Origin of the sequence: Curtobacterium flaccumfaciens pv. betae (assembly GCF_026241855.1) — a bacterium.
GTDB classification, from domain to species: Bacteria; Actinomycetota; Actinomycetes; order Actinomycetales; family Microbacteriaceae; genus Curtobacterium; species Curtobacterium flaccumfaciens.
Window position 1 is genome coordinate 3380484 of the sequence record NZ_JAPJDC010000001.1, and the last position, 22868, is coordinate 3403351.

Sequence of the window (22868 nt, forward strand, 5' to 3'; positions counted from 1 at the left end):
CCCGTGCGGTGCCGAACGGTCACCCCGTGCGGCGTCGAACGGTCACCCCGCGCGGCGTCGAACGCTCCGGACCGGGCGGACCGCGCACGGGAGCCCCGCCGCCCGGAGTCGCAGTGCCAGCGCTTCGAGGTCGAAGAGGTCTCGCCACTCGAGCCGGATGATCGTCCGGACACCCGGCACGGTGAGCAACCGACCGTGCCGCCGCTTCTCGTCGAGGAACACCTCGGTCGGGCTCCGGCCGCCGAGGTAGCGCTCCTGGGAGTACTTGGCCCGTCCGTCGATCTCGACGATGACCCCGTGGTCCGGGAACCAGAAGTCGACCGCGGACCGACGGCCGTCCACGACGAACTCCTGCTGCAGAACCGGCGCGGGCAGTCCGAGCTCCCGGAACACGACCCGAGCGAGCGACTCGGCCGGCGACCCGGACCGACCGTCGGCCAGGTCGAGCACCTGCTGCGCCAGGGCTCGGGCGCGGGCCTTCGGAGGAACCGCTCGTCGGAGGTCGGCGTCGTCGAACCCACGTCGCAGCGCGGCGTCCGCGATGATGACGCCGGCCCGCAGGTCGCCGGACATCGCGATGTCGACGACGGTCCGGGGCACGGAGGTGACGGCGATCGCACCGACCGTGATCCGTTCGGCCCGGCCGACGGGTCTCGTGTGCAGGACCAGCTCGGCGCTCCTGCCCCGGTACATCGACTCCGGCACCGTCGCGTGCACCGGGACGTCCCACCCGGCGAGCGCCGGGAGGCCGTGCAGGGCCGCCGCGGACAGGTGCGAGGCCGTCGCCCGCGTGCCGAGCCGTCCGAGCCGCGCGAAGACCCGGGTGACGTACCGCTGACGAGGCCCGGCCGCGTCCCACGCGGCGCCGTCGACGAAGGCGTTCGGCCCGACCCGGACCAGGCGGCCGACACCCTGGGTCCGGGTCCGGCGGCGCAGGGTGGTGGCATCGAGGCCGGCCTCGTGCATGGCGGAGGCTCGGAGGATGGGCAGCGACTCGTTCATGCACGTGACGATGCCCGCTCAGCCACCCGCTCCTGGGGCCGATGTCGGGAACTGTGGACGGGCCTCCAGGCCTGGGCGGTTGTGGAGGGGAGACGTTCCTTCCCAGAACGGCCGCGATGCCAAGCGGAACCGGGCGTACCTGGCCGGAAGTTCCGACCAGGTACGCCCGATTCGACCAGCTACGCCCGATTCGACCAGGCCACCCGACCCGCCCGACCAGGCCACCCGACCCGCACGCGCACGCCGCACCCCGCACGCAACACGACGCCGAACGGAACGCACCCGTGTCCCGTCCGGCGCCGCGGTCTCTCCCCGACCGAACGCCGGGCCCGCTGCCTCAGGCCCGACGCACGCGCAGCGTCACGATCTCGAACGGCCGCAGGGTCAGTACGACCGGCTCCCCGGCCGACCACGAGCGCTCCAGCGGCCGCTCGAGCAGGTCGACCTGTGACACCGACTCGACGTCGAACCCGAAGGAGACCCCGACGTCCGACGCCCGGCCGCCGAGTCCCTCGTACAGTCGCACGACGACGTCTCCGGAGCGGTCCTCGGCGAGCTTGACGGCCTCGACGAACACCTGCGGCGACGACACCATGACGAGCGGCGCGACCTCGGCCGACCCGGGGACGCTCCGCACCGGCAGGTTCAGCCGGTACCCGGAGTCCGCGGCGTCGAGCACCGAGGCCCCGATCCGCAGCACCGTCCGGAACACGTGGTGCCCCTGGTCGGCGTTCGGGTCCGGGAACGTCGGCCCGCGCAGCAGCGACTCCCGCACGAGCGTGGTGATCCCGCCGTCCGGCCGGGTCTCGCGCGTGATGTCGTGGCCGTAGGTCGAGTCGTTCGCCACGGCGACGCCGAACCCGGGCTCCGCGACGTGCACCCAGCGGTGTGCCGAGGTCTCGAAGCGGGCGTGGTCCCACGAGGTGTTCTGGTGCGTCGGCCGGTCGATGTGTCCGAACTGGATCTCGCTCGAGGCCGACGACGCGAGCACGTCGATGGGGAACGCGAGCTTCAGCAGCTTCTGGTGCTCGTGCCAGTCGACCTCGGTCTCGACGGTCAGCTCCGGTTCGCCCTGCACGGCGGAGTAGCGCGTGGTGAGCGTCGACGATCCGAAGGACCGTTCCACCACGAGCGAGGAGCCGTCGACCAAGACGGACGACGCCGACAGCACCGTGCCGTTGCGCTGGTACGCGCGGTCGATGTCCCACGCCTCCCACTGGTTCGGGGTGTCACGGAACACCGTGTACTCCGCCGCCGCGGCGCCGGGCGCGATCGCGTCGCGTCCGGTGGCGTGGTCGACGAACGAGACGACGTGGCCGGCGGCGTCGATGGTCGCCGTGACGACGCCGGTGTCGAAGACGAAGTGGTCGCCGCTCCGGACGGGAGGCACGGGTCGCGGCGCGTGGACGACCGAACCTGCCAGGGCGGTCACGTCCCCTGCCGCGACGGGCGAGGCGTTGAAGCGCACGACCGACGCGGCGTCGTCGGCGCCGGCGAGCGCCGTCGTCGCGCTGCCCGCGAGCGCCGTCGTCGCGCTGCCGATCAGCCCCTCGAGCACCTCGGCGACCCGGGCGTACTGCTCCTCGGCGTTCTCGTACACCCACGCGATCGAGGACCCGGGCAGGATGTCGTGGAACTGCTGCAGCAGGACGGTGTGCCAGGCGTCCTCGAGTTCGGCGTACGGGTACTCGCTGCCGAGCCGGACCGCCGCCGTCGCTGCCCAGAGCTCGGCTTCGCGCAGCAGGTGCTCGGAGCGGCGGTTGCCCTGCTTCGTGCGGATCTGCGACGTGTAGGTGCCGCGGTGGAACTCGAGGTACATCTCCCCTGACCAGACCCCCGGCGTCGGCAGCTCGGCTTCGAGCTGCTCGAACACCTGCGCCGGCGTGCCGAGCGTGACGTGGGGCGACCCGTCGAGGTCGTGCTGGCGGTGTGCGGCGCCGACCATCTCGCGGGTGGGACCGCCGCCGCCGTCCCCGAAGCCGTACAGGAGCATCGAGGTGTTCGCGGTGCCGCGTTCCTTGTTGTTCCGTTCGCCGCGGCGCAGGTCGGCGGGCGAGACGTCGGAGTTGTAGGTGTCGGCCGGGGGCAGGTGCGTCAGGACGCGCGAGCCGTCGATGCCCTCCCAGTGGAACGAGGTGTGCGGGATGACGTTCGTCTCGTTCCACGACGGCTTCTGGGTGACGAACCACTTCGATCCGGCGGCGCGGACGATCTGCGGCAGGGCGCCCGAGTAGCCGAACGAGTCGGGGAGCCAGGCCTCGGGGGTGTCGATGCCGAACTCCTCGAGGAAGAAGCGCTTGCCGGCGACGAACTGGCGGGCCAGGGCTTCACCGCCGGGCAGGTTGGTGTCCGACTCGACCCACATGCCGCCGACCGGGATCCACCGGCCCTCGGCGACGCGCTGCTTGATGCGGGTCCAGATGGACGGGTACTCGTCACGGATCCACGCGTACTGCTGTGCGGACGAGCAGGCGAAGGTGAAGTCGGGGTCGCGGTCCATCAGGTCGAGCACGTTCGAGAACGTCCGCGCGCACTTGCGCTTCGTCTCGCGCACGGGCCACAGCCAGGCGGAGTCGATGTGGGCGTGCCCGACGGCGATCGCGCGGTGGGCGGCGGGGCTGGCGGGGACGGCGAGCACGGGCGCCAGGACCTGACGGGCGTCCGCGGCGGTGCCGGCGACGTCGTCCGGGTCCAGGGCGTCTGCGGCGCGTTCGAGTGCCCGCAGGATGTCGGCGCCGCGGGTGCCGTCGGTGGGGAGCTCGGCCATCAGCCCGCGCAGCACCCAGAGGTCCTGCTGCAGTTCCCACACGGTGTCGTCGCGCTCGACGACCTCGAGGGCCTTCAGGCGGTAGATCGGGTCGTCGCCGGCGGTGGAGCGCGAGCCGAGCGGCGTCGCACCCTGGAACGAGTCGCCGCCGATGTCCGGGTTCGCCCCGGCCTCGATCCAGAGCTCGAAGGACTCCCCCGGGCCGACCTCGAGCGGCACGGTGTCGTTCCGCGGCTCGATCGCCTTGATCGTGGAGCCGTCGGCGCGGAACGCGAGTCCCTCGGCCTGGAAGCCGGGCTGCCGCTTGGTGAACCCGAGGTCGACGAGGAGCTCGGCGGTGGTCCCCGGCGCGGTGCCGAAGTCCGCCGGCACGGTCCCGGTCACCCGGAACCACGTCGTGCCCCACGGGCGTCCGCCCCAGTGCGACCCCACCGTGAACGGTGTGTACGTCTCGCCCACGGCGGCGTCGAACGGCACCGGTTCGCCCGGCACCTCCCACGCCTCGATCGTCACCGGCGCCGAGCGACGGAGGACGGCGGGGTCGACGCGGTCGCGCACGAGGCGGGCGATCCGGGCCTCGACGAGCGGTTCGTCCTGGTGCATGTGCTTCCTTTCTGGTTCGCGGAACACCGGTGTTCGCGGATCGAACCGCGGTTCGCGGGTGTTCGACGCGCGAACACCGGTGTCTTGCGGGGGTGGGGGCCGGCGTCAGCCCTTGATGCCGCCGGCGAGGGCGTTGCCGCCGCCGAGGCCTCGGGACACGATCACGTAGAGGGCGATGACCGGCACGGAGTAGACGATCGAGAACGCGGCGAGCTGGCCGTACGCCACCGCCCCGTTCTGCCCGAAGAAGTTGAAGATGCTCACCGCGGCGGGCACCTTCTCGGGCGAGAGCAGCAGGACGAAGGGGACGAAGAAGTTCCCCCACGCCTGGATGAACACGAAGATGAAGACGACCGCGATGCCCGGACGCATGAGCGGGATCACGATGCGGGTCAGGGTGGTGAGCATCGAGGCGCCGTCGGTCCACGCCGCCTCTTCCAGCGAGATCGGCACCGAGTCCATGAAGTTCTTCGCCATCCAGATCGCCATCGGCAGCGACGTGGCGGCGAGGAAGAAGATGCAGCCCCACACGTTGTCGATCAGGTTGAGCGACACGAACAGCGCGTAGACGGGCACCATCATCGCGGTGATCGGCAGACCGGTGCCGAACAGGATGCTGTACAGGAACGGCTTGTTGACCCGCATCTTGTACCGGGACAGCGGGTACGCGGCGAGCAGGGCGAACACCACGGTGACGACCGCCGTGCCGCCGGAGAGCAGCAGGCTGTTCGCGAGCGGGATGAACGACAGCTCGGGGGTGAGCACCTTCGCGAAGTTGTCGAGGGTGAACTGCGAGGGCAGCTTCACCGACAGCGACGCCTGGGTGTCGAACGAGGCGAGCACGAGCCAGAGCAGCGGCACCGCGAAGCACACCGCGATGACGAGCAGCACGGTGTTCGACACCCACCGCATGGTGCGGCCGCGCGGTGACGTCATGTGCATCGACCCCGGTGCGGTCACCGAGCGGGTCGTGGTCTGGTCGAGGGACGGGGCGGTCATGGCCATCAGTCCACCTCCGGCTTGAGGGCCCGGATGTAGATGATCGAGAAGACCGCCCCCACCACGAGCAGGATGGTCGCGATCGCGGTCCCGAAGCCGAGCTGCGAGAACTTGAACGCCTCCTGGTACGCCAGGATCGGCAGGGTCGACGAGTTCGTGCCCGGACCGCCGCCGGTCATCACGAAGATCAGCGTGAAGACAGACAGGGTCTGCAGCGTCGTGAGCATGAGGTTCGTCGAGATGCTCCGGCGGATCACCGGGAGCGTGATGTAGACGAGCCGCTGCCAGCCGGTGGCTCCGTCGACCTCGGCGGACTCGGTGATCTCCTCGGGGACCTCCTGCACGGCGGCCGAGTAGACGAGCATCGAGAACGCGGTGCCGCGCCAGATGTTCGCCAGGATCACGGCGAGCATCGGGTACGTGTAGAGCCAGTTCGCGCCGGTGATCCCGATCGACGCGAGGAACGTGTTGAGCGTCCCCTCGTCGTTGAAGAACGCGTACGCCGCGAAGGACGCCACGATCTCCGGCAGGACCCACGCGGCCACCACGAAGGTGCCGACGATCGCCCGGACGGCCTTGTTCGCCGAGCGCATCAGCAGGGCCAGTCCGAGGCCGAGCACGTTCTGTCCCACCACGGCCGAGGCCAGCAGGAAGACGACGGTCAGGATGACGGACTTCGGGAAGTCCGGGTCCTGGAACAGCTCGACGTAGTTCTGGAACCCGACGAACTGCTGGTCGGCGGCGCTGGCACCGGTCAGCGCCGAGTTGGTGAACGACCCGTAGAACGACGAGATGACGGGGCCGAGCAGGAAGATGACGAGGAGGACCAGGGCGGGGACGAGCGGAACCGCTCGTCCGACGTTCCGCAGTGGTCGCCGCTTGCGCGGCACGGGTGGATCGGTGCGCTTCGGCGCACCGGGCGCCGACAGCGTCGGCGCGAGGGGGGTGCTGGACACGATGGGTGCCTTCCGGGTGCGGAGGGGTTCCGAAGGTGGGAAAGAGCGGACGGGAGGCGCGGTGCGGGACCGCCCCGCGCCTCCAGTCCGTCAGTGGGTGACGTCCGTCAACCAGCGGAGACGGTGTTCTCCTTGCCGACCACCTGCGTGACGGCCTTGTCGTAGGCGGCAGCCGCGTCCTTCGGCGACTGCTGGCCCGTCATGACCGCTTCCATCGCGACCTGGATCGCGTTGGAGACCTGCGAGTAGTCACTCGTCGCCGGGCGGAAGTTGGTGTTCTCCACCAGCCCCGAGAAGAACTTGAACGTCGGGTTCGCCGCCGTGTAGGCCGGGTCGTCCGCGACGTCCTTGCGGACGGCGATCTGACTGTTCTCGGTGTCGTACTTCAGCGAACCGTCCTTGTCGAGGAAGCTCGTGATGAAGTCGAACGCCGCCTGCGGGTTCTTCGACTTCGCGCCGACCGCCAGGGTCCAGCCGCCGGACATCGAGTTGTAGCCGGGAGCCTGCCCGTTCTGGGTCGGCATGGGTGCCTGGCCCATCACGTCGTTCCACTCGGGCCACGGCGCTGTGCCGGACTTCAGCCACGTGCCGGACTGCCACGAACCGTCCAGGTCGATCGCGAGCTTGCCCTTCGGCAGCCACGTCTGGGCGATGGTCGTGCCGACGTTCGTGTCGAGCGCCTGCTGCGGTGTCGGGCCGAGGCCGCCCTGGTAGACGTCCTTCACGAACTTGAGCGAGTCCTCGAACTGCTTCGAGCCGGTGACCCACTTCTTGTCCTTGTACAGGGTGTTGCCGGAGCCGTCCGCGCCGTACAGGAGCATCTCGAAGCCCTGCATGGTCGAGGCCTCGCCCTGCGCCTTGCCCGAGTAGATGTTGAACGGGATGACGTCGGGCTGCTTGTCCTTGATGGTCTTCGCCGCCGCGAGCACGTCGTCCCACGTCTTCGGCTTCCACGGGACCTCGAGCCCGGCCTTCTTGAAGATGTCCTTGTTGTACCAGAGGGCTCGGGTGTCGGTGCCCATCGGGACGCCGTAGATCTTGCCGTCGTCACCCTGCCCGGCCTGCTTGGCGTTGTCGAAGAACTGGTCCCACTCGTCCCACTTGTCCGTGTACTTGTCGAGTGGCAGCAGGTAGCCCGCCTCGGCATCGGCCTTGACGAGGAACGTGTCCTCGTACATGACGTCCGGGGCGGTGGCCGGCGCCTTGTTCATGAGCGCGAGCTTCGTGTAGTAGTCGTTGCCCTGCGCCTGGATGGGCACGAGGGTGACCTTCTTGCCGGGGTTGTCCTTCTCGTACTGCTTCTTGACGACCTTCATCTGGGCGTCGAGCTGCTGGAAGGCGCCGAACTTCTGGTACGCGATCTTGATCGTGTCGCTCGAGGCGGACCCCGAGCTCGAGCAGCCAGCCAGACCGACTGCGGCCACGGCCACAGCTGCGAGTCCGGCGATGATGCGGGTGCGTTTCATCGGTGCTCCTTTGCACGGGTGATGTCCGCGGGCACCATCGCCCGCGCGCAGGATTAGTCCACCGTATTGACTTAACCGTGTCAAGGAGTTTCTGGGGGAGGCCGTCGGCGGAATCGGGCGTACCGAGTGAAATCGGGCGTACCGGGTCGGAAGTTTCGACCAGGTACGCCCGATTCCGCTTCCCAACGCATGCGTTCTGGGAAGGAACGTCCGTCAGGAGATCGGCGTCGCGCTCCCCGTCACCGTGATCCCGCCGGCCTCGGGGACGTCCACGAGCAGCAGACTCGGACGCCCGACGTGCCGCCCCTGCCGGATCGTGATGGGGTCGCCCGGCTGCGCTGCACCGATCTGCCGCAGGTACGCCCCGGTCGACGCCGCAGCCGATCCCGTCGCCGGGTCCTCGGTGATGCGCCCGGCGGGGAACAGGTTGCGCGCCTCGTACTCCCGGTCGCCGGTGCGGTGCAGCACCGTGACGGTCCCCGCCCATCCGGCCTCGCGTTTGAGCTCGGCGAGGGGCCCCGGCGCGAACCGGAACTGGTGGAACAGCTCGCGGTCGTGCAGCACGAGGACCGGGTGCCAGTTGCCGGCGAAGGACTCCAGCACCGGGAACCCCGGAGCGATGTCCGCCGCCTCGAGTCCGAGCAGGTCGAACAGCCGCGCCAGCAGGGCCGGGTCGAGGTCCCGTGTGGCGGGCTCGACGCTCGTCATCGCGACCTGCACCGCGCCGTCCGCACCCACGGTCGCATCGAGGGCGACCTCGCCGGCCAGGGTCGTGAACACCCGGCGGCCCGTCCCTTCTCGCTCGGCCAACGCGACGGCCAGTGCGACGGTGGCGTGCCCGCAGAACGGGACCTCGGCGCTCGGCGAGAAGTAGCGGACCCGCGGCCCGGTCGCCGTCGAACCGACGACGAAGGCGGTCTCGGGGTACCCGACCTGCCGGGCGATCGCGAGCATCTGGTCGTCGGACAGCCCGGCCGCGTCGAGCACGAGCCCGGCGGGGTTGCCACCGCCCGGTTCGGCGGCGAAGGCGGTGTACCGGAGGATCTCCTGCTGCATGCCCCGACGCTACTGCGGCACGGTGACGGGGTGCGCGGGCCGATCCCCGACGGGTGGCACGGCGTGCTGCGGTGCCCAGGTGGGGCTAACCCCCGACCGCTTCCGGGTGCGCACGTGATGTTTCAGCGCCGCGTCCGTCGCGAGACTGGATCCATGAGCACCGACACGCGCCCCACCACCGCCCGCCGCACCCTCCGGATCGCCCTCGCCTCCACCGCCGCGGTGTCCGCCCTGCTGCTGACCGCCGGCTGCAGCGCGATCCAGGACATCGTGCCGAACAAGACCCCGCAGAAGCACTTCGACGCGTACTCCGACGCCCCGCGCTCCGGGGAGTCCGAGGACCTGGCGTTCTTCATGCCGAAGTGGGTGCCGGAGGACGCGAAGGACATCGACGTCCGCCTCCACGTCTCCCAGCCCGGGTACGTCATCGGGTTCGCCTCGAAGGACGGCGTCGACGTGGACGACTGCACCCCGCTCGACGAGTCGTACGGCGGCACGGCGATGACCGCCGACTTCCTGCCCGAGGAGCTCCCGACCAAGGGCCTGGTCACCTGCGGCGACGGTCGCGCGGTCACCGAGATCGACGGCCGCTGGTACGGCTGGACCACGAAGGACGCCATCCCCGGTCAGGATGACACCCAGACCATGCACGGGGCGGCGCACTGAACGCACGCACCCACCCGCCTGGAGGCGCGGGGCGGCCCCGCACCGCGCCTCCCGTCCGTCGCGCGGTCGCGCCCACCACCCATGGTGCGCAGAAACGGTCGGGTCCGCTGTTCGAACCCGACCATTCCTGCTCACGAAGTGCGCCCGTGGGGCGCGGGGACTACTCCGCAGCCACCGTCCGACGTCGGCGACGCACCACCAGCACACCCGCACCCGCCGCGAGCAGCAGGAACGCCACCAACGCACCGGCACCGAGCCCTGCGGCACCCGTGAACGCGAGCTGCCCGTCCGTGGTGATCGTGATCGGGGTCCACCCGATCAACGACCCGTCAACAGCCGTCACCGCCAACCGGTGCACCCCAGCCACCGTGTCCGACGGGATCGTCACCCGAACCGTCCCGTCAACAGCCACCACCGCGGCACCGATCAACGTCGGCTCCGAGAACAACCACACGTTCACCGTGTCACCGGCCGACGCCGTGCCCACCGTCACCGTGATCGTCTCCCCCGCACGAGCCGACGCCGGAGCCGACACCCCACCACGACTCGCCTCCGTCAACAGCGACCCCGACGGCGCCACCGGACCAACCGGGGCGGCCGAGGGACCCGGGGTCGGGCCCGCGGTGGGCGTCCCACCCGGGGTCGGAACCGGCGTCGGCGTCGTGCCGCCGTCGCCCGGGGTCGGAGTCGGGGTCGGAGTCGGCGTCGGCTCCGTGCCCGGGTCGGTGTCGCCGCCCTCGCACGGGTACGTCCCCGTGCGGAGCGAGAACCCGTCCGTGTCGTTGTCGTCGGCGTAGAAGGTCGCGCGCTCCCCGTCGGTGCAGACCCCCGAGATCGCGAAGCCCTCGTTGGCGAGCGTGCGGTCGGCGGCCGACGGCGCCTCGTACAGCGTCGATGCGGCGAAGGCCCCGTCGGTCACCTCGTACAGTGCGGTCCGACCCGAGCACACCTCGTCGCAGACCACCCAGAGCGCATCGAGCGTCGGGTCGAACTGCACGTCGGCGACGACGGCGAGCGAGGTCGCGATCGTGGCGACCCGCGCCGAGGACCCGTCGTCCATCAGGGCGTAGGCGTACACGCTCGAGGTGCCCTCGACCCCGACGAAGAACAGGCCCTCCCCGTGTCCGGCGTAGCGCGACGGTGCGTAGGCGGTGCCGGTGCGCTCGTCGGTGAAGCCGTGCGCGGTGAGCCAGGCGTCCGGGATCCAGGTGACGCCCTCGAGGCCGGCGTTCGCGCCGAGCCCGGGGAAGTTCGCGGCGAGGTTCCACTCGTCGGTGGCCCGCAGGGTGCCCTCGGAGCCGTCGGTCGTGGCGTAGCGCAGGACCGAGGGGCGGCTCGTGCTCGACACGTCGTTGTTCCGCTCGGTCGACACGTAGACGGCGCCGGGGTCGTCACTCGTGACCGTCACGCCCTCGGCGTCCGGTGTGCCCGTGCCGTCGGCGTAGCGCAGGTCGGTGCCCGCGGCGTTCGACGGCGCCCAGCCGCCCGTGCCGTCCGGGGTCAGGTGGTAGAGCAGGCCGTCGCCGTTCTGCACGGCCCAGAGCTGCCCGTCCCGCGAGGTCCCCGAGGTCGTCCAGTCGAGGCCGCTCAGGTCGCCCGTGAAGGTGTCCTCGTCGTCGAGCACGGTCTCGTCCGGGCCGCCGGGCCAGGCCTCGGCGGTGACGACGCCGGCGAACCGGTTCGCCGCACCCTTCGTGGGTGCTGCCGTCTCGGCGAAGTCCCCGGTGCCGTCGGGGTTGCGGCCGTACGTCGTGCTCGCGTGCGCCGTCCACGAGGTCGAGTCGACGACCGCACCGCGGGCGTCGAAGAGCCGCACGGAGTCCGCCTTGCCGAGTCCGAAGCCGAACGCCGCCTCGTCGAGGACGGTGAAGCCCCCGGCCGCGACGGTCGTGCCCGCGGGGATCGTGTACGTGTGGTCGTCCTCGCTGTCGCGCAGCACGTACCCGCCCAGGTCGACGGTGGTGCTGCCGGTGTTGGTCAGCTCCACCCAGTCGCCGGGGGTGCCGTCCTGCGACTCGACCTCGTTGATCCGCACGGGCGAGGAGCAGTCGTTCGCGGCACCCTTGGTCGAGGACGTGGTGTCCACGAGCGGCCCGACACCGTCGACGCAGCGACCGTAGGTGACACCCGCGTGGGTCGTCCAGGCGTACCGGAGCACCAGGTCGCCGGCGGGGTCGTAGAGACGCACGGTGTCGGCGCCACCGAGCCCGAAGTCGAAGCCGGGGGCGGTCGCGGACAGCTGGTCGACGACGAAGTACCCGCCGGCGGCGATCGTCGAGCCGGCGGGCAGGACGTAGGCGTCGTGCGAGCTGTCGGAGTCGAGGAACGCGTACCCGGTCAGGTCGATCGCGGCACCCGAGGTGTTCTTGAGCTCGACCCAGTCGGTGTCGTCGGCGTTCGACTCGACCTCGTTGATGACGAGGCCGTTCGCCGCGACGGCGCCGACGGCCGGGTCGTCGTCACCGACGGCGGCGAGGGCCGGGCTGGCGGTGACGACACCGGCCGCGACGACCAGGGCGGTCGCGACGACTGCGCCGATCCGCATCGTGGGTGGGCGCAGGGCAGGAGCACGCATGCAGGGTCCTTCTCGGGGGAGAGAGCGGGCGGAGACCTGCACGACTGTTCAGCATCCACGCGACCGGCCGGTGGCCGCCGGGTGAACGGGCGGTGTCCCGGGTCGCGACCGGTGCCCTGGACGCGCGCGTGCGGACGGGAGGCGCGGGTCGGGTCCGCACCGCGCCTCCCGTCCGCCCTGCGGTCGCGCTCACCGCCTCCGGTGAGCCCGCGCGCTCAGCGCCGGATCAGCAGGGTGCTGGCCCGCGGCGAGAGCGCGGCGTCGAGCACCAGGCAGGCGGCACCCACGGCGGCGACGTCGGCACCGCGGTCGCTCTCCACCACCTGCACGGCGTGCTTCGGCACGAGCAACGGCGACCCGACGATAGCGGTCCGCGCAGCCGGCAGCGCAGCGCTCGCGATGCGCGACCAGAACGGGCCGCCGAACACCACGCGGTCGATGTCGAGCAGGTTGACGATGAGGACGGCGGCGTTGCCCATGACGGTGCCGGCCTCGGCCGCGAGCGTGACGGCGGTGTCGTCCCCGTCGGCGATCGCCACGGCGAGCTCGTCCCACGCGGCGTTCACGGCGTCGACCGAGTCGGCATTCGCGGCGTCGGCGGCTGCGCCAGCACCAGCCTCCGTGACCGCGCCGCCGCCCGACAGCGCGAGCCCCCGCGACCGCGCGATCCGCACCAGCCGGTCCGGCGCGACGGCTGCACCGACCTCGCCGCGCGTGCCCGAGCCGTCCGGTGTGCCCGCGAGGGACCCCTGGTCGACCATGATGTGCCCGGCGTCGCCCGCGTTGGACCCCACCCCGCGCACGGGTTCGTGGTCGACGACGAGCCCGACGCCGAACCCGGTGCCGAAGTACACGAACGCGAAGTTCCGGGCCGAGGACTCCCCCGCCAGGAACATCTCGCCGACCGCGGCGGCCGTGACGTCCTTCTCGAGCAGGACCGGGTAGCCGGTGGCCTCGGCGAGCGCATCGCGCAGCGGCACGTCCCGCCACCGGGGCAGGAACGGCGGGTCGACCACGATGCCCGCCTCGACGTCGATGGGTCCGGGGCTCGCGATCCCGACACCGAGCACGCTGTCGACGGCCACCCCGGCGTCGGCGACGAGCCCGTCGACGGCCGAGGCGATCGTGCGCACCACCTCGGACGGGTCGTCGGCCGTGGGGGTCGAGGTGGTGGACGCGGCGACGACGGTGCCTGCGAGGTCGAGCAGCACGTAGGTGACGACGGCCGGGTCGACGTGCACGCCGACCGCGTACCGGCTGCCCGGTTCGAGCCGCAGGATGGTGCGGGGCTTGCCGCGGCCGGAGACGACGGTGCCGGACTCGACGATCATGCCGGCCTCGATCAGGAACCGGGTGACGTTCGACACGGTCTGCGCGCTCAGTCCGGTGCGGGCTGCGAGTTCGACACGGCTCAGGCCGTCGGGTGAGCGGCGGACGGCGTCGAGGACCACGGTGCGGTTGAACCCGCCGATCGACGGGAGGTTCGCTCCGCGTCGATGCTCTGCCATGCCGCGACCATACCGCGGCAACGGTGCGGTCTCGGTCTGCCCCGGTCTCTGGCTTCCGCAGGGTCTGCACCGTTAGCCTGGCCGCATGTCCGACCTGCGCCTGGAAGAACTCTCCGCGAAGACCGCTGCCGCGGCCAACTCCCTGACGCTCAAGCCGGGCCAGGAACAGTTCGTGCAGCCGACCACCTACGGGGTCGCCGAGTCCGACGTCAAGCCGAGCTCCGCGTGGACCCGTGTCGTCCTCGACGACGACGAGGTCCTCGGCCTGATCATCGGTTCGTTCGACGCCGACAACGCGCAGGAAGAGCTGCGCAGCTGCATCTGGCGCGTCAACGTGGCGGCGAGCGCACAGGGCCGGGGCGTCGGTCGCTTCGCCGTGCACGGCCTGGCGGACGAGGCACGCAGCCGTGGGTTCGAGCGACTGACGGTCGTGTACGAGCCGGGCGGCGACGACAGCCCCGAGGCGTTCTTCCGCGCCGTGGGCTTCGAGGTCGTTCGCGAGACCCAGTACGGCGACCACTTCGCGGTCCTGACGCTCTAGCGCTCCCCGACGACGTACGCTCCGACGCCGTGGCATCCGACACCGTGCCGTCCGACACTGTGCCCTTCGCAGACGCCGCCGGCGACTTCGGCGCCGCCGTCGCCGAGGTGGTGCGGATGATCCCGCCGGGTCACGTCATGACGTACGGCGACGTCGCCGCAGCCCTCGGGTCGCGGGCGTCGCGAGCCGTCGGCAAGGTGATGGCGCACGAGGGCGCCGACCTGCCGTGGTGGCGCGTGGTGCGCGCAGGTGGGCACCCGCCGCTCCACCACGAGGCCCGGGCACTCGAGCACTACCGCGTCGAGGGGACGCCGCTCGTGCAGGGGACGTCGACCTGGAGGCTCGACATGCGTCGTGCGCGCTGGTCACCAGCAACGGACGCGGACGACCCGTTCTGATCCCCGGTCCGCACAGGTCGGCCCGCCGGGGTCCGCCCTGGATCGGCCGTCAGCGGTCGAAGCGCGCACCCTTCGGGTTCGCGGGCAGCAGGCACAGTACGTACACGATGAGCGAGCCGAGGCCCGGCAGCACGTGCAGGAACTGCCAGAACCCGGACAGGTTGGCGTCGTGCAGCCGTCGGGCGCCGAGCGCGAGCGACCCGATGAGCGTCGCGAGCACCCACAGCATGAACAGGTACGAGCCGACGGGGTTCTCGAGCGCCGGGGTGTCCGGCGTGAACACCTGTGGCACGAGCTGCAGCACGAGCCCGATCGCGAACGACGTCAGCCACCACCACCAGAACTCGGCGCGCGATGCCCGTCCGGTGAACACGGTGTACTTCCGCCAGAACCGTCGGACGGCCTCGGTGAAGGGGGCACCGTAGAAGGGGTCGTGCAGGGCGACGCCGCCGGGCTGCACCACGCTGTCGTTGCTCATGGAGCAAGCCAACCACGTGGTGCATCGATGACATCTGGCCCATCCTGAGTCGAAATAAACGAAACCTGTTACGGTTGTTGCGAAGGAGATAAAGATGCCAGCACAGGTACACGCTTTGCAGCAGGAAACATATGAGGCTTCCGACGCCGGAGCGGTCGCGCAAGTTCATGACTTCCTCGCCGCCCATGCTGAAGCGGGCCGGGATGAGATCGAAGCCCGCTACTTCCTCGCTGGAGCCGAGGCAGGCGATCACGTCGAACTACCGGCCGAGGTCCATCGAGTTCTCCTACAGGTGATCGAAGCGATGCAGCGCGGCTTGGCCGTCACGATCTCACCGCAGTCCCGCACGCTGACGACCCAGCAAGTTGCTGAGCTGCTCAACGTGAGTCGACCAACGGTCGTGAAGATGCTCGACCGGGGAGACATCCCGTTCGAGAAGGTCAACACGCATCGACGGATCAAGCTCGCGGATGCTCTTGCATACCGGACGCGACGCCGAGATGAGCAGTACGAAGCACTGTCGGCGTTGTACTCCACCGAGTACGACGAAGGTGATGACGTCGACACGACACTGGCAGACCTTCGGCTCACACGGAAGCAACTCCGAGCAGGTCAACGAGAATAACTCGCGACACATGAGATACTCCTAGAGTGTTCACGGCGCTCCTCGACACCTGCGTGCTCTGGCCCAGCCTTCAGCGGGATCTCCTCCTGTCGCTCGCCATCGAAGGCGTGTACCGCCCAATCTGGAGCACGGCGATCCTCGAGGAACTCGAGTACCACGAGGCGAAGAAGCTAGTGCGTCGCGGTGCGGACGAGGCGGCTGCCGAGGAGCGAGCACACCGGTTGGTCGAGACAATGCGCCTGAAGTTCGACGATGCGGTCGTCACAGGATGGGAGCGCCTCGATGGTTCCTACGGCCTCCCGGATCCTGACGACGAACACGTGGTCGCCGCTGCAGAGCTTGGCGGAGCGGGCGCCATCGTCACACTCAACTTCAAGGACTTTCCTGACGACAAGATCCCGAGCGGAATCGATATCCTCGGCCCGGCCTCGTTCGTCCACGATCAGGTCTCGCTCCGCCCGGCGGCTGCGGCCCGGGCGGTACTCGAACTCGCGTCCAGGACTGGACAGCACGGCCCGAAGCTGTCGCCGACCCAGATCGTCGATGTCCTGGAGAGCCGCTACGAGATGCAGGAAGCCGCGGCACTTCTCCGCCACCAGTTAGCCGACCCCTCGTGATGTCGGCGATGACACTCTGCGGAGTGTCATCGCCGACATCACAACTCGTCACACGAGCGAGTCGCGCCAGGCCGCGTGCAGCTGGGCGAACCGCCCGGTGCCGGCGATGAGGTCGGCGGGGGTGCCGTCCTCGACGATCCGGCCGTGTTCCATCACGAGCACCCGGTGGGCGATCGCGACGGTGGACAGCCGGTGCGCGATGATCACCGCGGTGCGGTCGGCGAGCAGGGTCTCCAGACCCTCTTGCACGAGTCGCTCCGAGGGGATGTCGAGCGACGCCGTGGCCTCGTCGAGGATGAGCACCTTCGGGTCCGCGATGAACGCCCGCGCGAACGAGAGCAGCTGCCGCTGACCCGCAGAGACACGACCGCCGCGCTTGTTCACGTCGGTGTCGTACCCGTCGGGCAGCGCCATGATGAACTCGTGCGCGCCGACGGCCTTGGCGCTCGCCTCGATCTCCGCACGCGACGCACCGGGCTTGCCGAGCGCGATGTTGTCCGCGACGGTGCCGGAGAACAGGTACGCCTCCTGCGTGACCATGACGATCGCGCGGCGCATGTCCTTCGTGTCGAGGTCGCGCAGGTCCACACCGTCGAGCTTGACCGAGCCCTGCGTCGGGTCGTAGAAGCGCGCCATGAGCTTGGCCAGCGTCGACTTGCCGGCACCGGTGGACCCGACGAGGGCGATGGTCTGCCCCGACGGGATGTGCAGGTCGAACTCCGGCAGCACGACCTTGCCCTTGTTGTACGCGAAGACGACCTCGTCGAAGTCCATCTTCCCGGTGGCGTCCGCCAGACGGGTGGGCTTCACGGGGTCCGGCACGCTCGGCCGTTCCTCGAGGACACCGGAGATCTTCTCCATCGCCGCCGAGGCCGACTGGTACCCGTTGTAGAACATCGCGAGTTCCTGCGCCGGGTCGAAGAAGCGCTTGGCGTACAGCGCGACCGCGAGCAGCGCACCGACCTCGAGCGTCCCGCCGACGATCCGGAAACCACCGACGATGACGACCGCGGCGAGCGTCGCGTTGCCGATGAGCACGAGCACCGGGTCGAAGGTCCCGAACAGGTTGAACACCTTCGTGTTCGCCACCCGGTAGTCCTCGACGTAGCCGCCGTACTCGTCACGGTTGCGGGACTCCTTGCGGAACGCCTGCACCGCTCGGATGCCCGTCATCGTCTCGACGAAGTGCACGATGACGCGCGCCGAGGTGACACGGGTCGAGCGGAACAACGTCTGCGAGTTCGTCTGGAACCAGCGGATCAGGAACCAGAGCGGCACGAGCGACACCGCCAGCACGAGCCCGGACGTCGGGTCGAGCAGCACCAGGGCCACGGCGGTGAACGCCATGTACAGCACGCCCTGGATGAGCTGGTTCAGTCCGGAGTCGAGCAGCTCGCGGATCGAGTCGAGGTCACTCGTCTGGCGCGAGATGATCCGGCCCGACGTGTAGGTCTCGTGGAACTCGAGCGAGAGCCGCTGGGTGTGCAGGAACACCCGCTTGCGCAGGTCGAACAGGATCGCCTGGCTGATCCGTGCCGCGAGCACCGTGTACCAGGCCGTGAGCACCGCACCGAGGACGGCCACGACGATGTACGTCGCGACGACGGCGAACGCCGGCACCCAGTCGTTCTGGTCCATCACGGCGGGCAGGGCGTTGTCGATGCCCCACGCGATGAGCGCCGGACCCGCGACGGTGCCGGCGGTCGAGACCACGACCACGATGCCGAGCAGCACCAGCCGGAGCTTCAGCGGTGCGGCGAGGGACCCGAGCAGGGCGAGGGACCGGCGCCGCAGGCGCTTGCTCTCGGCCTTCGTGAAGTCCTCACGCTCCTCGCCGCGCACGCCCATGGTGGTGATCGAGGCGGTGACGGGCGCGGCAGCCTGCTCGTCCGGAGCTCCCTGCGGGACGGACGCCGTGCCTCCCGGCAGGTTCTGGTCGGTCTGCTGGCTCATGCCATCGCCTCCTGTCGTGCGGTCGCGTCGTCGTCGTCGAGCGACGAGATGACGTAGCGGTAGTGCTCGTTGGTGGCCATCAGGTCGTGGTGGGTCCCGACGGCCGTGACGACGCCGTTCTCCATCAGGGCGACCCGGTCGGCCAGCGTCACCGTCGACGGACGGTGCGCCACGAGGAGCGACGTGGTGTCGGCGAGCACGCGACGCAGGCCCGCCTCGACCCGCGCCTCGGTGTCGACGTCGAGCGCCGACAGCGGGTCGTCGAGCACGAGCACCGACGGCCGCGCGGCGATCGCGCGGGCGAGTGCCAGGCGCTGACGCTGGCCACCGGACAGCGACAGCCCCTCTTCACCGACTCGGGTGTCGACGCCGTCGGGCAGGTCGTCCACGAAGGACGCCTGCGCGATGTCGAGCGCCTCGCGCATGAGCGCCTCGGCCTCGGCGCCCTGCACGTCCGGTCGACCGAGCAGCACGTTCTCACGCACGGTCGACGAGAACAGGGTGGCGTCCTCGAAGGCGACGCCCACGTGCCGGCGCAGTTCCTCGCGGGTGAGGTCGCGGATGTCGACCCCGTCGATCGTCACCGAACCGCCGGTCACGTCGTACAGACGCGGCACGAGCGAGAGCAGCGTCGTCTTGCCGCAGCCGGTGAGCCCGACGAGCGCCATGGTCTCGCCCGGCTGCAGCTGCAGTTCGACGCCGTTGATCAGGTCCGGGTACTGCGGCGCGGAGTCCTGGTACCGGAAGTGCACGCCGTTGAACGACAGGGCACCGTGCGGCTCGGCGATCGTCTTCGGGTGCTCCGGGTCCGTGATGGTGTTCTCGGAGTCCATGACCTCGAAGAAACGGTCGACCGCCGTGCGGGTGTCGAACGTCATCGAGAGCAGGAAGCCGATCGACTCGATCGGGAACCGCAGCACCGTCGCCGTCGCGAAGAACGCGAACAGCTGGCCGACGCTGAGCTGCCCCTGCGACGCGAGCCAGATGCCGGCGAGCAGGCACAGGGCGAACGCGACGTCGGGCACGAGCAGCAGCCACAGCCAGATGCCCGCGATGGCCTTCGCCTTCTTGATCTCGGTGCCGCGCAGCGCCTCGGCCTGCTCGCTGAACTCCTCGAGCTTCGCGCCGCCGCGACCGAACGCCTTGAGCACGCGGATGCCGTGCACCGACTGCTCGACACTCGTGGCGAGGTCACCGACCTGGTCCTGGCTGCGGCGTGCGACGGCGGAGTACCGGCGCTCGAACAGCAGGCCGTTGATCCACAGCGGGATCGACGCGATCAGGAAGATCAGCCCGAGGATCCACCCGAAGGTGAACAGCACGACGAAGCCGACGACGATCGTCACGATGTTCACGACGAGCAGGACGACCCCGAAGGCCAGCCAGCGCCGGATCAGCGACAGGTCCGACACGGAACGGGACAGCAGCTGCCCGGACTCCCAGCGGTCGTGGAACGCGACCGGCAGGTCCTGCAGCTTCGCGTAGAGCGAGTTGCGCATGCTGGTCTCGATGCGGGTCGAGGGGCGCATCACCAGCCGGCGGCGCGAGGCGATGAAGAACGCCTCGAGCACGCCGAGGGCGAGCACCCCGAACCCGGCGGGCCAGATCTGTGCGGAGTCGCGCGACGACAGCGGACCGTCGACGAGCCACTGCAGCACGTAAGGGATTGCGAGCGCCACCAGGGAGGCTCCCATCGCTGCGGCCATGCCGCCGATGAGGCGCCCCTGGTAGGGCTTCACGTAGGGGTAGATCCGCGCGATCGCGCGGAAGGTGGACGGGCGCGCCGTGGTGGGCGACTTGGACATGCGTTGCGTCCTCATGCGTCTGCCGGGTCCCCGGGTCGCGCTGCGCGGTGCGTGCGTGCTTGCTTGCTTGCTTGCGGCTTGCTTGCTGCTTGCTTGCTTGCTTGCTGCTTGCTTGCTTGCTTGCTTGCTTGCTGCTTGCTCGCGTTGCGCGGCTTCGGCCTGGAGGCTCGGTGTGGCGTTGCGTGGTGATCATCGGCCGGGCGCGTGGTCGCGTCTCCGCCGTCACTCGCGTGACGTCGGTCGGGCCGGAGGCACCGAGGGAGCGTCGTCCCCCGGGTTCAGGCGGGTGGTTCGCGGACGCCGGTGGTGCTGCGCCGCGGGGCCGTGGGAACGGCCCGACTAGACGGCGGCCGCGGCGCGGGGCCGCGGTGCGATCAGGGATCGCCGTGCGGGAGTGGTCCCCACGACGGACACGAGACCTGCGCGGGCGGCCGTCGCCACGGTTCCGGTCATGTTGTCCATCGTCACTCCAGTCGTCGTCTTCGTCACCGTTGTGTCCGCGGTGCCGCCGGTCCCGAGGGATCGTCGGCTGCCTGCCGCGGAGCCTTACAGACTATTCACAGTGACTCACGGGGCGCAATGGTTCGCCACCGATTGTTCACATCAGTGGAAGAAGTGGCGCTCGCTCGTGAAGTACATCGTGACGCCGGCGGCCTTCGCCGCGGCGATGACCTCGTCGTCGCGGACACTGCCACCGGGCTGCGCCACCGCACGGACACCGGCGTCGAGCAGCACCTGCAGGCCATCGGCGAACGGGAAGAACGCGTCCGACGCCGCCACGCTGCCGGTCGCGCGGTCACCGGCCCGGTTCACCGCGAGGTGGCAGGAGTCGACCCGGTTGACCTGGCCCATGCCGACACCGACGCTCGCGCCCTGGTTCGCCAGCAGGATGGCGTTCGACTTCACCGAACGGCTCGCCTTCCACGCGAAGGCCAGGTCGGCGAGGGTCTGCTCGTCGGCGGGCTCGCCGGCGACGAGGGTCCAGGTGGCCTGGTCGAAGCCCGTGAAGCGGTCGGCGTCCTGCACCAGGAACCCGCCGGAGATCTGCTTGACCTCGCGGTCGGCGAGCGCGAAGTCGGCCGGCAGCGTGAGCAGGCGGATGTTCTTCTTGCGCGACAGGATCTCGAGCGCCTCGGGGTCGAACCCGGGGGCGACGACGACCTCGGTGAAGATGTCCTTCACGGTCTCGGCCATGGCCACGGTGACCGGGCGGTTCGCGGCGATGACCCCGCCGAACGCCGAGAGCGGGTCGCAGGCGTGCGCGGCGGCATGGGCCGAGGCGATCGGGTCGGCGGAGTCGGCCGGAGCGATCGCGATGCCGCACGGGTTGGCGTGCTTGATGATCGCGACGGCGGGCTCGTCGAAGTCGAAGGCCGCACGGACCGCTGCGTCGGCGTCGACGTAGTTGTTGTACGACATCTCCTTGCCGTGCAGCTGCGTCGCCTGTGCGATGCCGGTGCCGTCCGACGTCGTGTAGAGCGCCGCGGCCTGGTGGGCGTTCTCGCCGTAGCGCAGGGTCGCCGACAGCTCGGCCTCGACCGCCAGGTGCTCGTCGAACGCACCGGGGGTCCGGATGTCGCCGGCGGTCGTCGGGGCCGCAGCGGCGGTGACGACGTCGCTCGCGAAGTAGGACGCCACCGCGGTGTCGTAGGCGGCGGTGTGCGCGAAGGCCTGGGCTGCGAGGCGCTTCCGGAGCTCGAGCGTGGTGCCGCCGGCACGGACGGCCTCGACGACCTCGGGGTAGGACGCCGGGGACACGACGATCGCCACGTTCGGGTGGTTCTTCGCCGAGGCGCGGACCATCGCGGGGCCGCCGATGTCGACGTTCTCGACCACGGTCGCGGTGTCGGCACCCGACGCCACGGTCTCGACGAACGGGTACAGGTTCACGACGACGAGCTCGAACGGCGCGATGTCGAGGTCGGCGAGCTGCTGCTCGTGCGACTCGAGCCGCAGGTCGGCGAGCAGGCCGGCGTGCACCGACGGGTGCAGGGTCTTCACCCGGCCGTCGAGCGACTCGGGGAACCCGGTGACGCTCGCGACGTCGGTGACGGCGTAGCCGGCGTCACGGACGGTCTGCGCGGTGGAGCCGGTCGACACGATCTCGACCCCGGAGTCGGCCAGGGCGCCGGCGAGCTCGAGCAGGCCGGACTTGTCGCTCACCGAGATCAGTGCACGGCGGACCGGGACCACGTCTCGGTCGCGGTAGAGGCTGGGGTCGGCTGCGTGCACGCTCATGCGCTCGGGGTGCCCTTCAGGTCGGTGGTGCCGTTGGCGATGTCGAGGATGGTCTGGATGAGCAGGCGGCGCTCGACCGGCTTGATGCGGTCGTGCAGCGTCGACTCGGTGTCACCCGGCAGCACCGGGATGCGCTCCTGCGCGAGGATCGGCCCCGTGTCGACGCCGTCGTCGACCGCGATGACGCTCGCACCGGTCTCGGTGACCCCGGCGGCCAGGGCATCCCGCACGCCGTGGGCGCCGGGGAACTCGGGCAGGTACGCCGGGTGGGTGTTGATGATCCCCGGGGCGAACTCGGACACCACGGCCGGGGGCAGCAGGCGCATCAGGCCGGAGAGCACGAGCAGGTCGGGCGACCACGGGCGGATCTGCTCCGCCAGGGCCTGGCCCCACTCGGCGCGCGATTCGTAGCGGGTGAACGGCACCGTGAAGGTCGGGATCGAGAACTCCTCGCCCAGACCGAGGCCCTCGGCGTCACGGTCGGCACCGATGGCGACGACACGGGCGGGGTACTCGGCGTCGAAGGTCGCTTCGAGCAGGGCTCGGAGGTTCGACCCGGTACCGGAGATCAGGACGACCAGTTCGAGCACGGCACCAACCCTACCGGCAGGCACG

At 70.3% G+C, this 22868-nt stretch carries 18 protein-coding genes; 5 read left to right on the forward strand and 13 right to left on the reverse strand.

Annotated features, from left to right (window positions below):
• Positions 1-42 precede the first annotated feature (42 nt).
• From ORG17_RS15890 to ORG17_RS15915, 6 genes are all read right to left on the reverse strand, one after another.
• Positions 43-1002, reverse strand: a complete 960-nt coding sequence (locus tag ORG17_RS15890) for a hypothetical protein (protein WP_214527968.1) — start codon at positions 1000-1002, stop codon at positions 43-45.
• Positions 1003-1339: 337 nt separating this feature from the next.
• Positions 1340-4372, reverse strand: coding sequence for an alpha-mannosidase (locus tag ORG17_RS15895; RefSeq protein ID WP_214527967.1), 3033 nt, complete (start codon positions 4370-4372; stop codon positions 1340-1342).
• A gap of 105 nt (positions 4373-4477) precedes the next feature.
• Entirely contained in the window at positions 4478-5371 is an 894-nt protein-coding gene (locus ORG17_RS15900) for a carbohydrate ABC transporter permease (RefSeq protein ID WP_371836703.1), read from the reverse strand.
• Between the two features lie 5 nt (positions 5372-5376).
• Positions 5377-6327, reverse strand: a complete 951-nt coding sequence (locus ORG17_RS15905; RefSeq protein WP_111056610.1) for a carbohydrate ABC transporter permease — start codon at positions 6325-6327, stop codon at positions 5377-5379.
• Positions 6328-6434: 107 nt separating this feature from the next.
• Positions 6435-7793 (reverse strand): extracellular solute-binding protein, encoded by a 1359-nt coding sequence (locus ORG17_RS15910; protein WP_027466665.1) that lies wholly within the window; start codon positions 7791-7793, stop codon positions 6435-6437.
• Between the two features lie 213 nt (positions 7794-8006).
• Positions 8007-8849, reverse strand: coding sequence for a PhzF family phenazine biosynthesis protein (locus ORG17_RS15915; protein ID WP_214527966.1), 843 nt, complete (start codon positions 8847-8849; stop codon positions 8007-8009).
• A 153-nt stretch (positions 8850-9002) separates the two neighbouring features.
• Between ORG17_RS15915 and ORG17_RS15920 the strand changes: the two genes are divergently transcribed.
• Entirely contained in the window at positions 9003-9515 is a 513-nt protein-coding gene (locus tag ORG17_RS15920; protein WP_027466667.1) for a hypothetical protein, read from the forward strand.
• A 160-nt stretch (positions 9516-9675) separates the two neighbouring features.
• Here the strand turns inward: ORG17_RS15920 and ORG17_RS15925 are convergent, their stop codons facing one another.
• On the reverse strand, positions 9676-12090 hold the full coding sequence (locus tag ORG17_RS15925; RefSeq protein ID WP_214527965.1) for a lamin tail domain-containing protein: 2415 nt from the start codon (positions 12088-12090) through the stop codon (positions 9676-9678).
• Between the two features lie 215 nt (positions 12091-12305).
• Positions 12306-13598, reverse strand: coding sequence for an ROK family transcriptional regulator (locus ORG17_RS15930; protein WP_214527964.1), 1293 nt, complete (start codon positions 13596-13598; stop codon positions 12306-12308).
• Positions 13599-13683: 85 nt separating this feature from the next.
• On the opposite strand from ORG17_RS15930, the gene ORG17_RS15935 reads away from it, so the two are divergent.
• Both ORG17_RS15935 and ORG17_RS15940 read left to right on the forward strand, forming a co-directional pair.
• The gene (locus ORG17_RS15935; RefSeq protein WP_027466669.1) at positions 13684-14139 is read left to right on the forward strand and encodes a GNAT family N-acetyltransferase; all 456 of its coding nucleotides are present in this window, start codon (positions 13684-13686) and stop codon (positions 14137-14139) included.
• Between the two features lie 29 nt (positions 14140-14168).
• On the forward strand, positions 14169-14537 hold the full coding sequence (locus ORG17_RS15940) for an MGMT family protein (protein WP_232536539.1): 369 nt from the start codon (positions 14169-14171) through the stop codon (positions 14535-14537).
• Between the two features lie 49 nt (positions 14538-14586).
• Here ORG17_RS15940 and ORG17_RS15945 read toward each other — a convergent pair whose 3' ends face one another.
• The gene (locus ORG17_RS15945; RefSeq protein WP_027466671.1) at positions 14587-15015 is read right to left on the reverse strand and encodes a DUF805 domain-containing protein; all 429 of its coding nucleotides are present in this window, start codon (positions 15013-15015) and stop codon (positions 14587-14589) included.
• 94 nt (positions 15016-15109) lie between these two features.
• Between ORG17_RS15945 and ORG17_RS15950 the strand changes: the two genes are divergently transcribed.
• Both ORG17_RS15950 and ORG17_RS15955 read left to right on the forward strand, forming a co-directional pair.
• A complete protein-coding gene (locus ORG17_RS15950; protein ID WP_173032823.1) occupies positions 15110-15640 on the forward strand; it encodes a helix-turn-helix domain-containing protein in 531 nt (176 codons plus the stop codon).
• 26 nt (positions 15641-15666) lie between these two features.
• Complete coding sequence (locus ORG17_RS15955) at positions 15667-16257, forward strand: PIN domain-containing protein (protein WP_173032821.1); 591 nt, start codon at positions 15667-15669, stop codon at positions 16255-16257.
• Positions 16258-16305: 48 nt separating this feature from the next.
• On the opposite strand, the gene ORG17_RS15960 is transcribed toward ORG17_RS15955, so the two are convergent.
• From ORG17_RS15960 to purN, 4 genes are all read right to left on the reverse strand, one after another.
• Entirely contained in the window at positions 16306-18105 is a 1800-nt protein-coding gene (locus tag ORG17_RS15960) for an ABC transporter ATP-binding protein (RefSeq protein ID WP_214527970.1), read from the reverse strand.
• 101 nt (positions 18106-18206) lie between these two features.
• On the reverse strand, positions 18207-20015 hold the full coding sequence (locus ORG17_RS15965) for an ABC transporter ATP-binding protein (RefSeq protein WP_214527963.1): 1809 nt from the start codon (positions 20013-20015) through the stop codon (positions 18207-18209).
• 603 nt (positions 20016-20618) lie between these two features.
• Complete coding sequence (gene purH / locus ORG17_RS15970; RefSeq protein ID WP_111056605.1) at positions 20619-22253, reverse strand: bifunctional phosphoribosylaminoimidazolecarboxamide formyltransferase/IMP cyclohydrolase; 1635 nt, start codon at positions 22251-22253, stop codon at positions 20619-20621.
• Positions 22250-22843 (reverse strand): phosphoribosylglycinamide formyltransferase, encoded by a 594-nt coding sequence (purN, locus tag ORG17_RS15975; RefSeq protein WP_214527962.1) that lies wholly within the window; start codon positions 22841-22843, stop codon positions 22250-22252. The genes purH and purN overlap by 4 nt, the downstream gene beginning before the upstream one ends.
• Between the last annotated feature and the right edge of the window lie 25 nt (positions 22844-22868).

Coding starts and splice junctions, on each gene's coding strand:
- ORG17_RS15890 (WP_214527968.1), bottom strand. CDS start 1,002: ATGAACGAGTCGCTGCCCATCCTCCGAGCCTCCGCCATGCACGAGGCC.
- ORG17_RS15895 (WP_214527967.1), bottom strand. CDS start 4,372: ATGCACCAGGACGAACCGCTCGTCGAGGCCCGGATCGCCCGCCTCGTG.
- ORG17_RS15900 (WP_371836703.1), bottom strand. CDS start 5,371: ATGACCGCCCCGTCCCTCGACCAGACCACGACCCGCTCGGTGACCGCA.
- ORG17_RS15910 (WP_027466665.1), bottom strand. CDS start 7,793: ATGAAACGCACCCGCATCATCGCCGGACTCGCAGCTGTGGCCGTGGCC.
- ORG17_RS15915 (WP_214527966.1), bottom strand. CDS start 8,849: ATGCAGCAGGAGATCCTCCGGTACACCGCCTTCGCCGCCGAACCGGGC.
- ORG17_RS15920 (WP_027466667.1), top strand. CDS start 9,003: ATGAGCACCGACACGCGCCCCACCACCGCCCGCCGCACCCTCCGGATC.
- ORG17_RS15925 (WP_214527965.1), bottom strand. CDS start 12,090: ATGCGTGCTCCTGCCCTGCGCCCACCCACGATGCGGATCGGCGCAGTC.
- ORG17_RS15930 (WP_214527964.1), bottom strand. CDS start 13,598: ATGGCAGAGCATCGACGCGGAGCGAACCTCCCGTCGATCGGCGGGTTC.
- ORG17_RS15935 (WP_027466669.1), top strand. CDS start 13,684: ATGTCCGACCTGCGCCTGGAAGAACTCTCCGCGAAGACCGCTGCCGCG.
- ORG17_RS15945 (WP_027466671.1), bottom strand. CDS start 15,015: ATGAGCAACGACAGCGTGGTGCAGCCCGGCGGCGTCGCCCTGCACGAC.
- ORG17_RS15950 (WP_173032823.1), top strand. CDS start 15,110: ATGCCAGCACAGGTACACGCTTTGCAGCAGGAAACATATGAGGCTTCC.
- ORG17_RS15960 (WP_214527970.1), bottom strand. CDS start 18,105: ATGGGCGTGCGCGGCGAGGAGCGTGAGGACTTCACGAAGGCCGAGAGC.
- ORG17_RS15965 (WP_214527963.1), bottom strand. CDS start 20,015: ATGTCCAAGTCGCCCACCACGGCGCGCCCGTCCACCTTCCGCGCGATC.
- purH (WP_111056605.1), bottom strand. CDS start 22,253: ATGAGCGTGCACGCAGCCGACCCCAGCCTCTACCGCGACCGAGACGTG.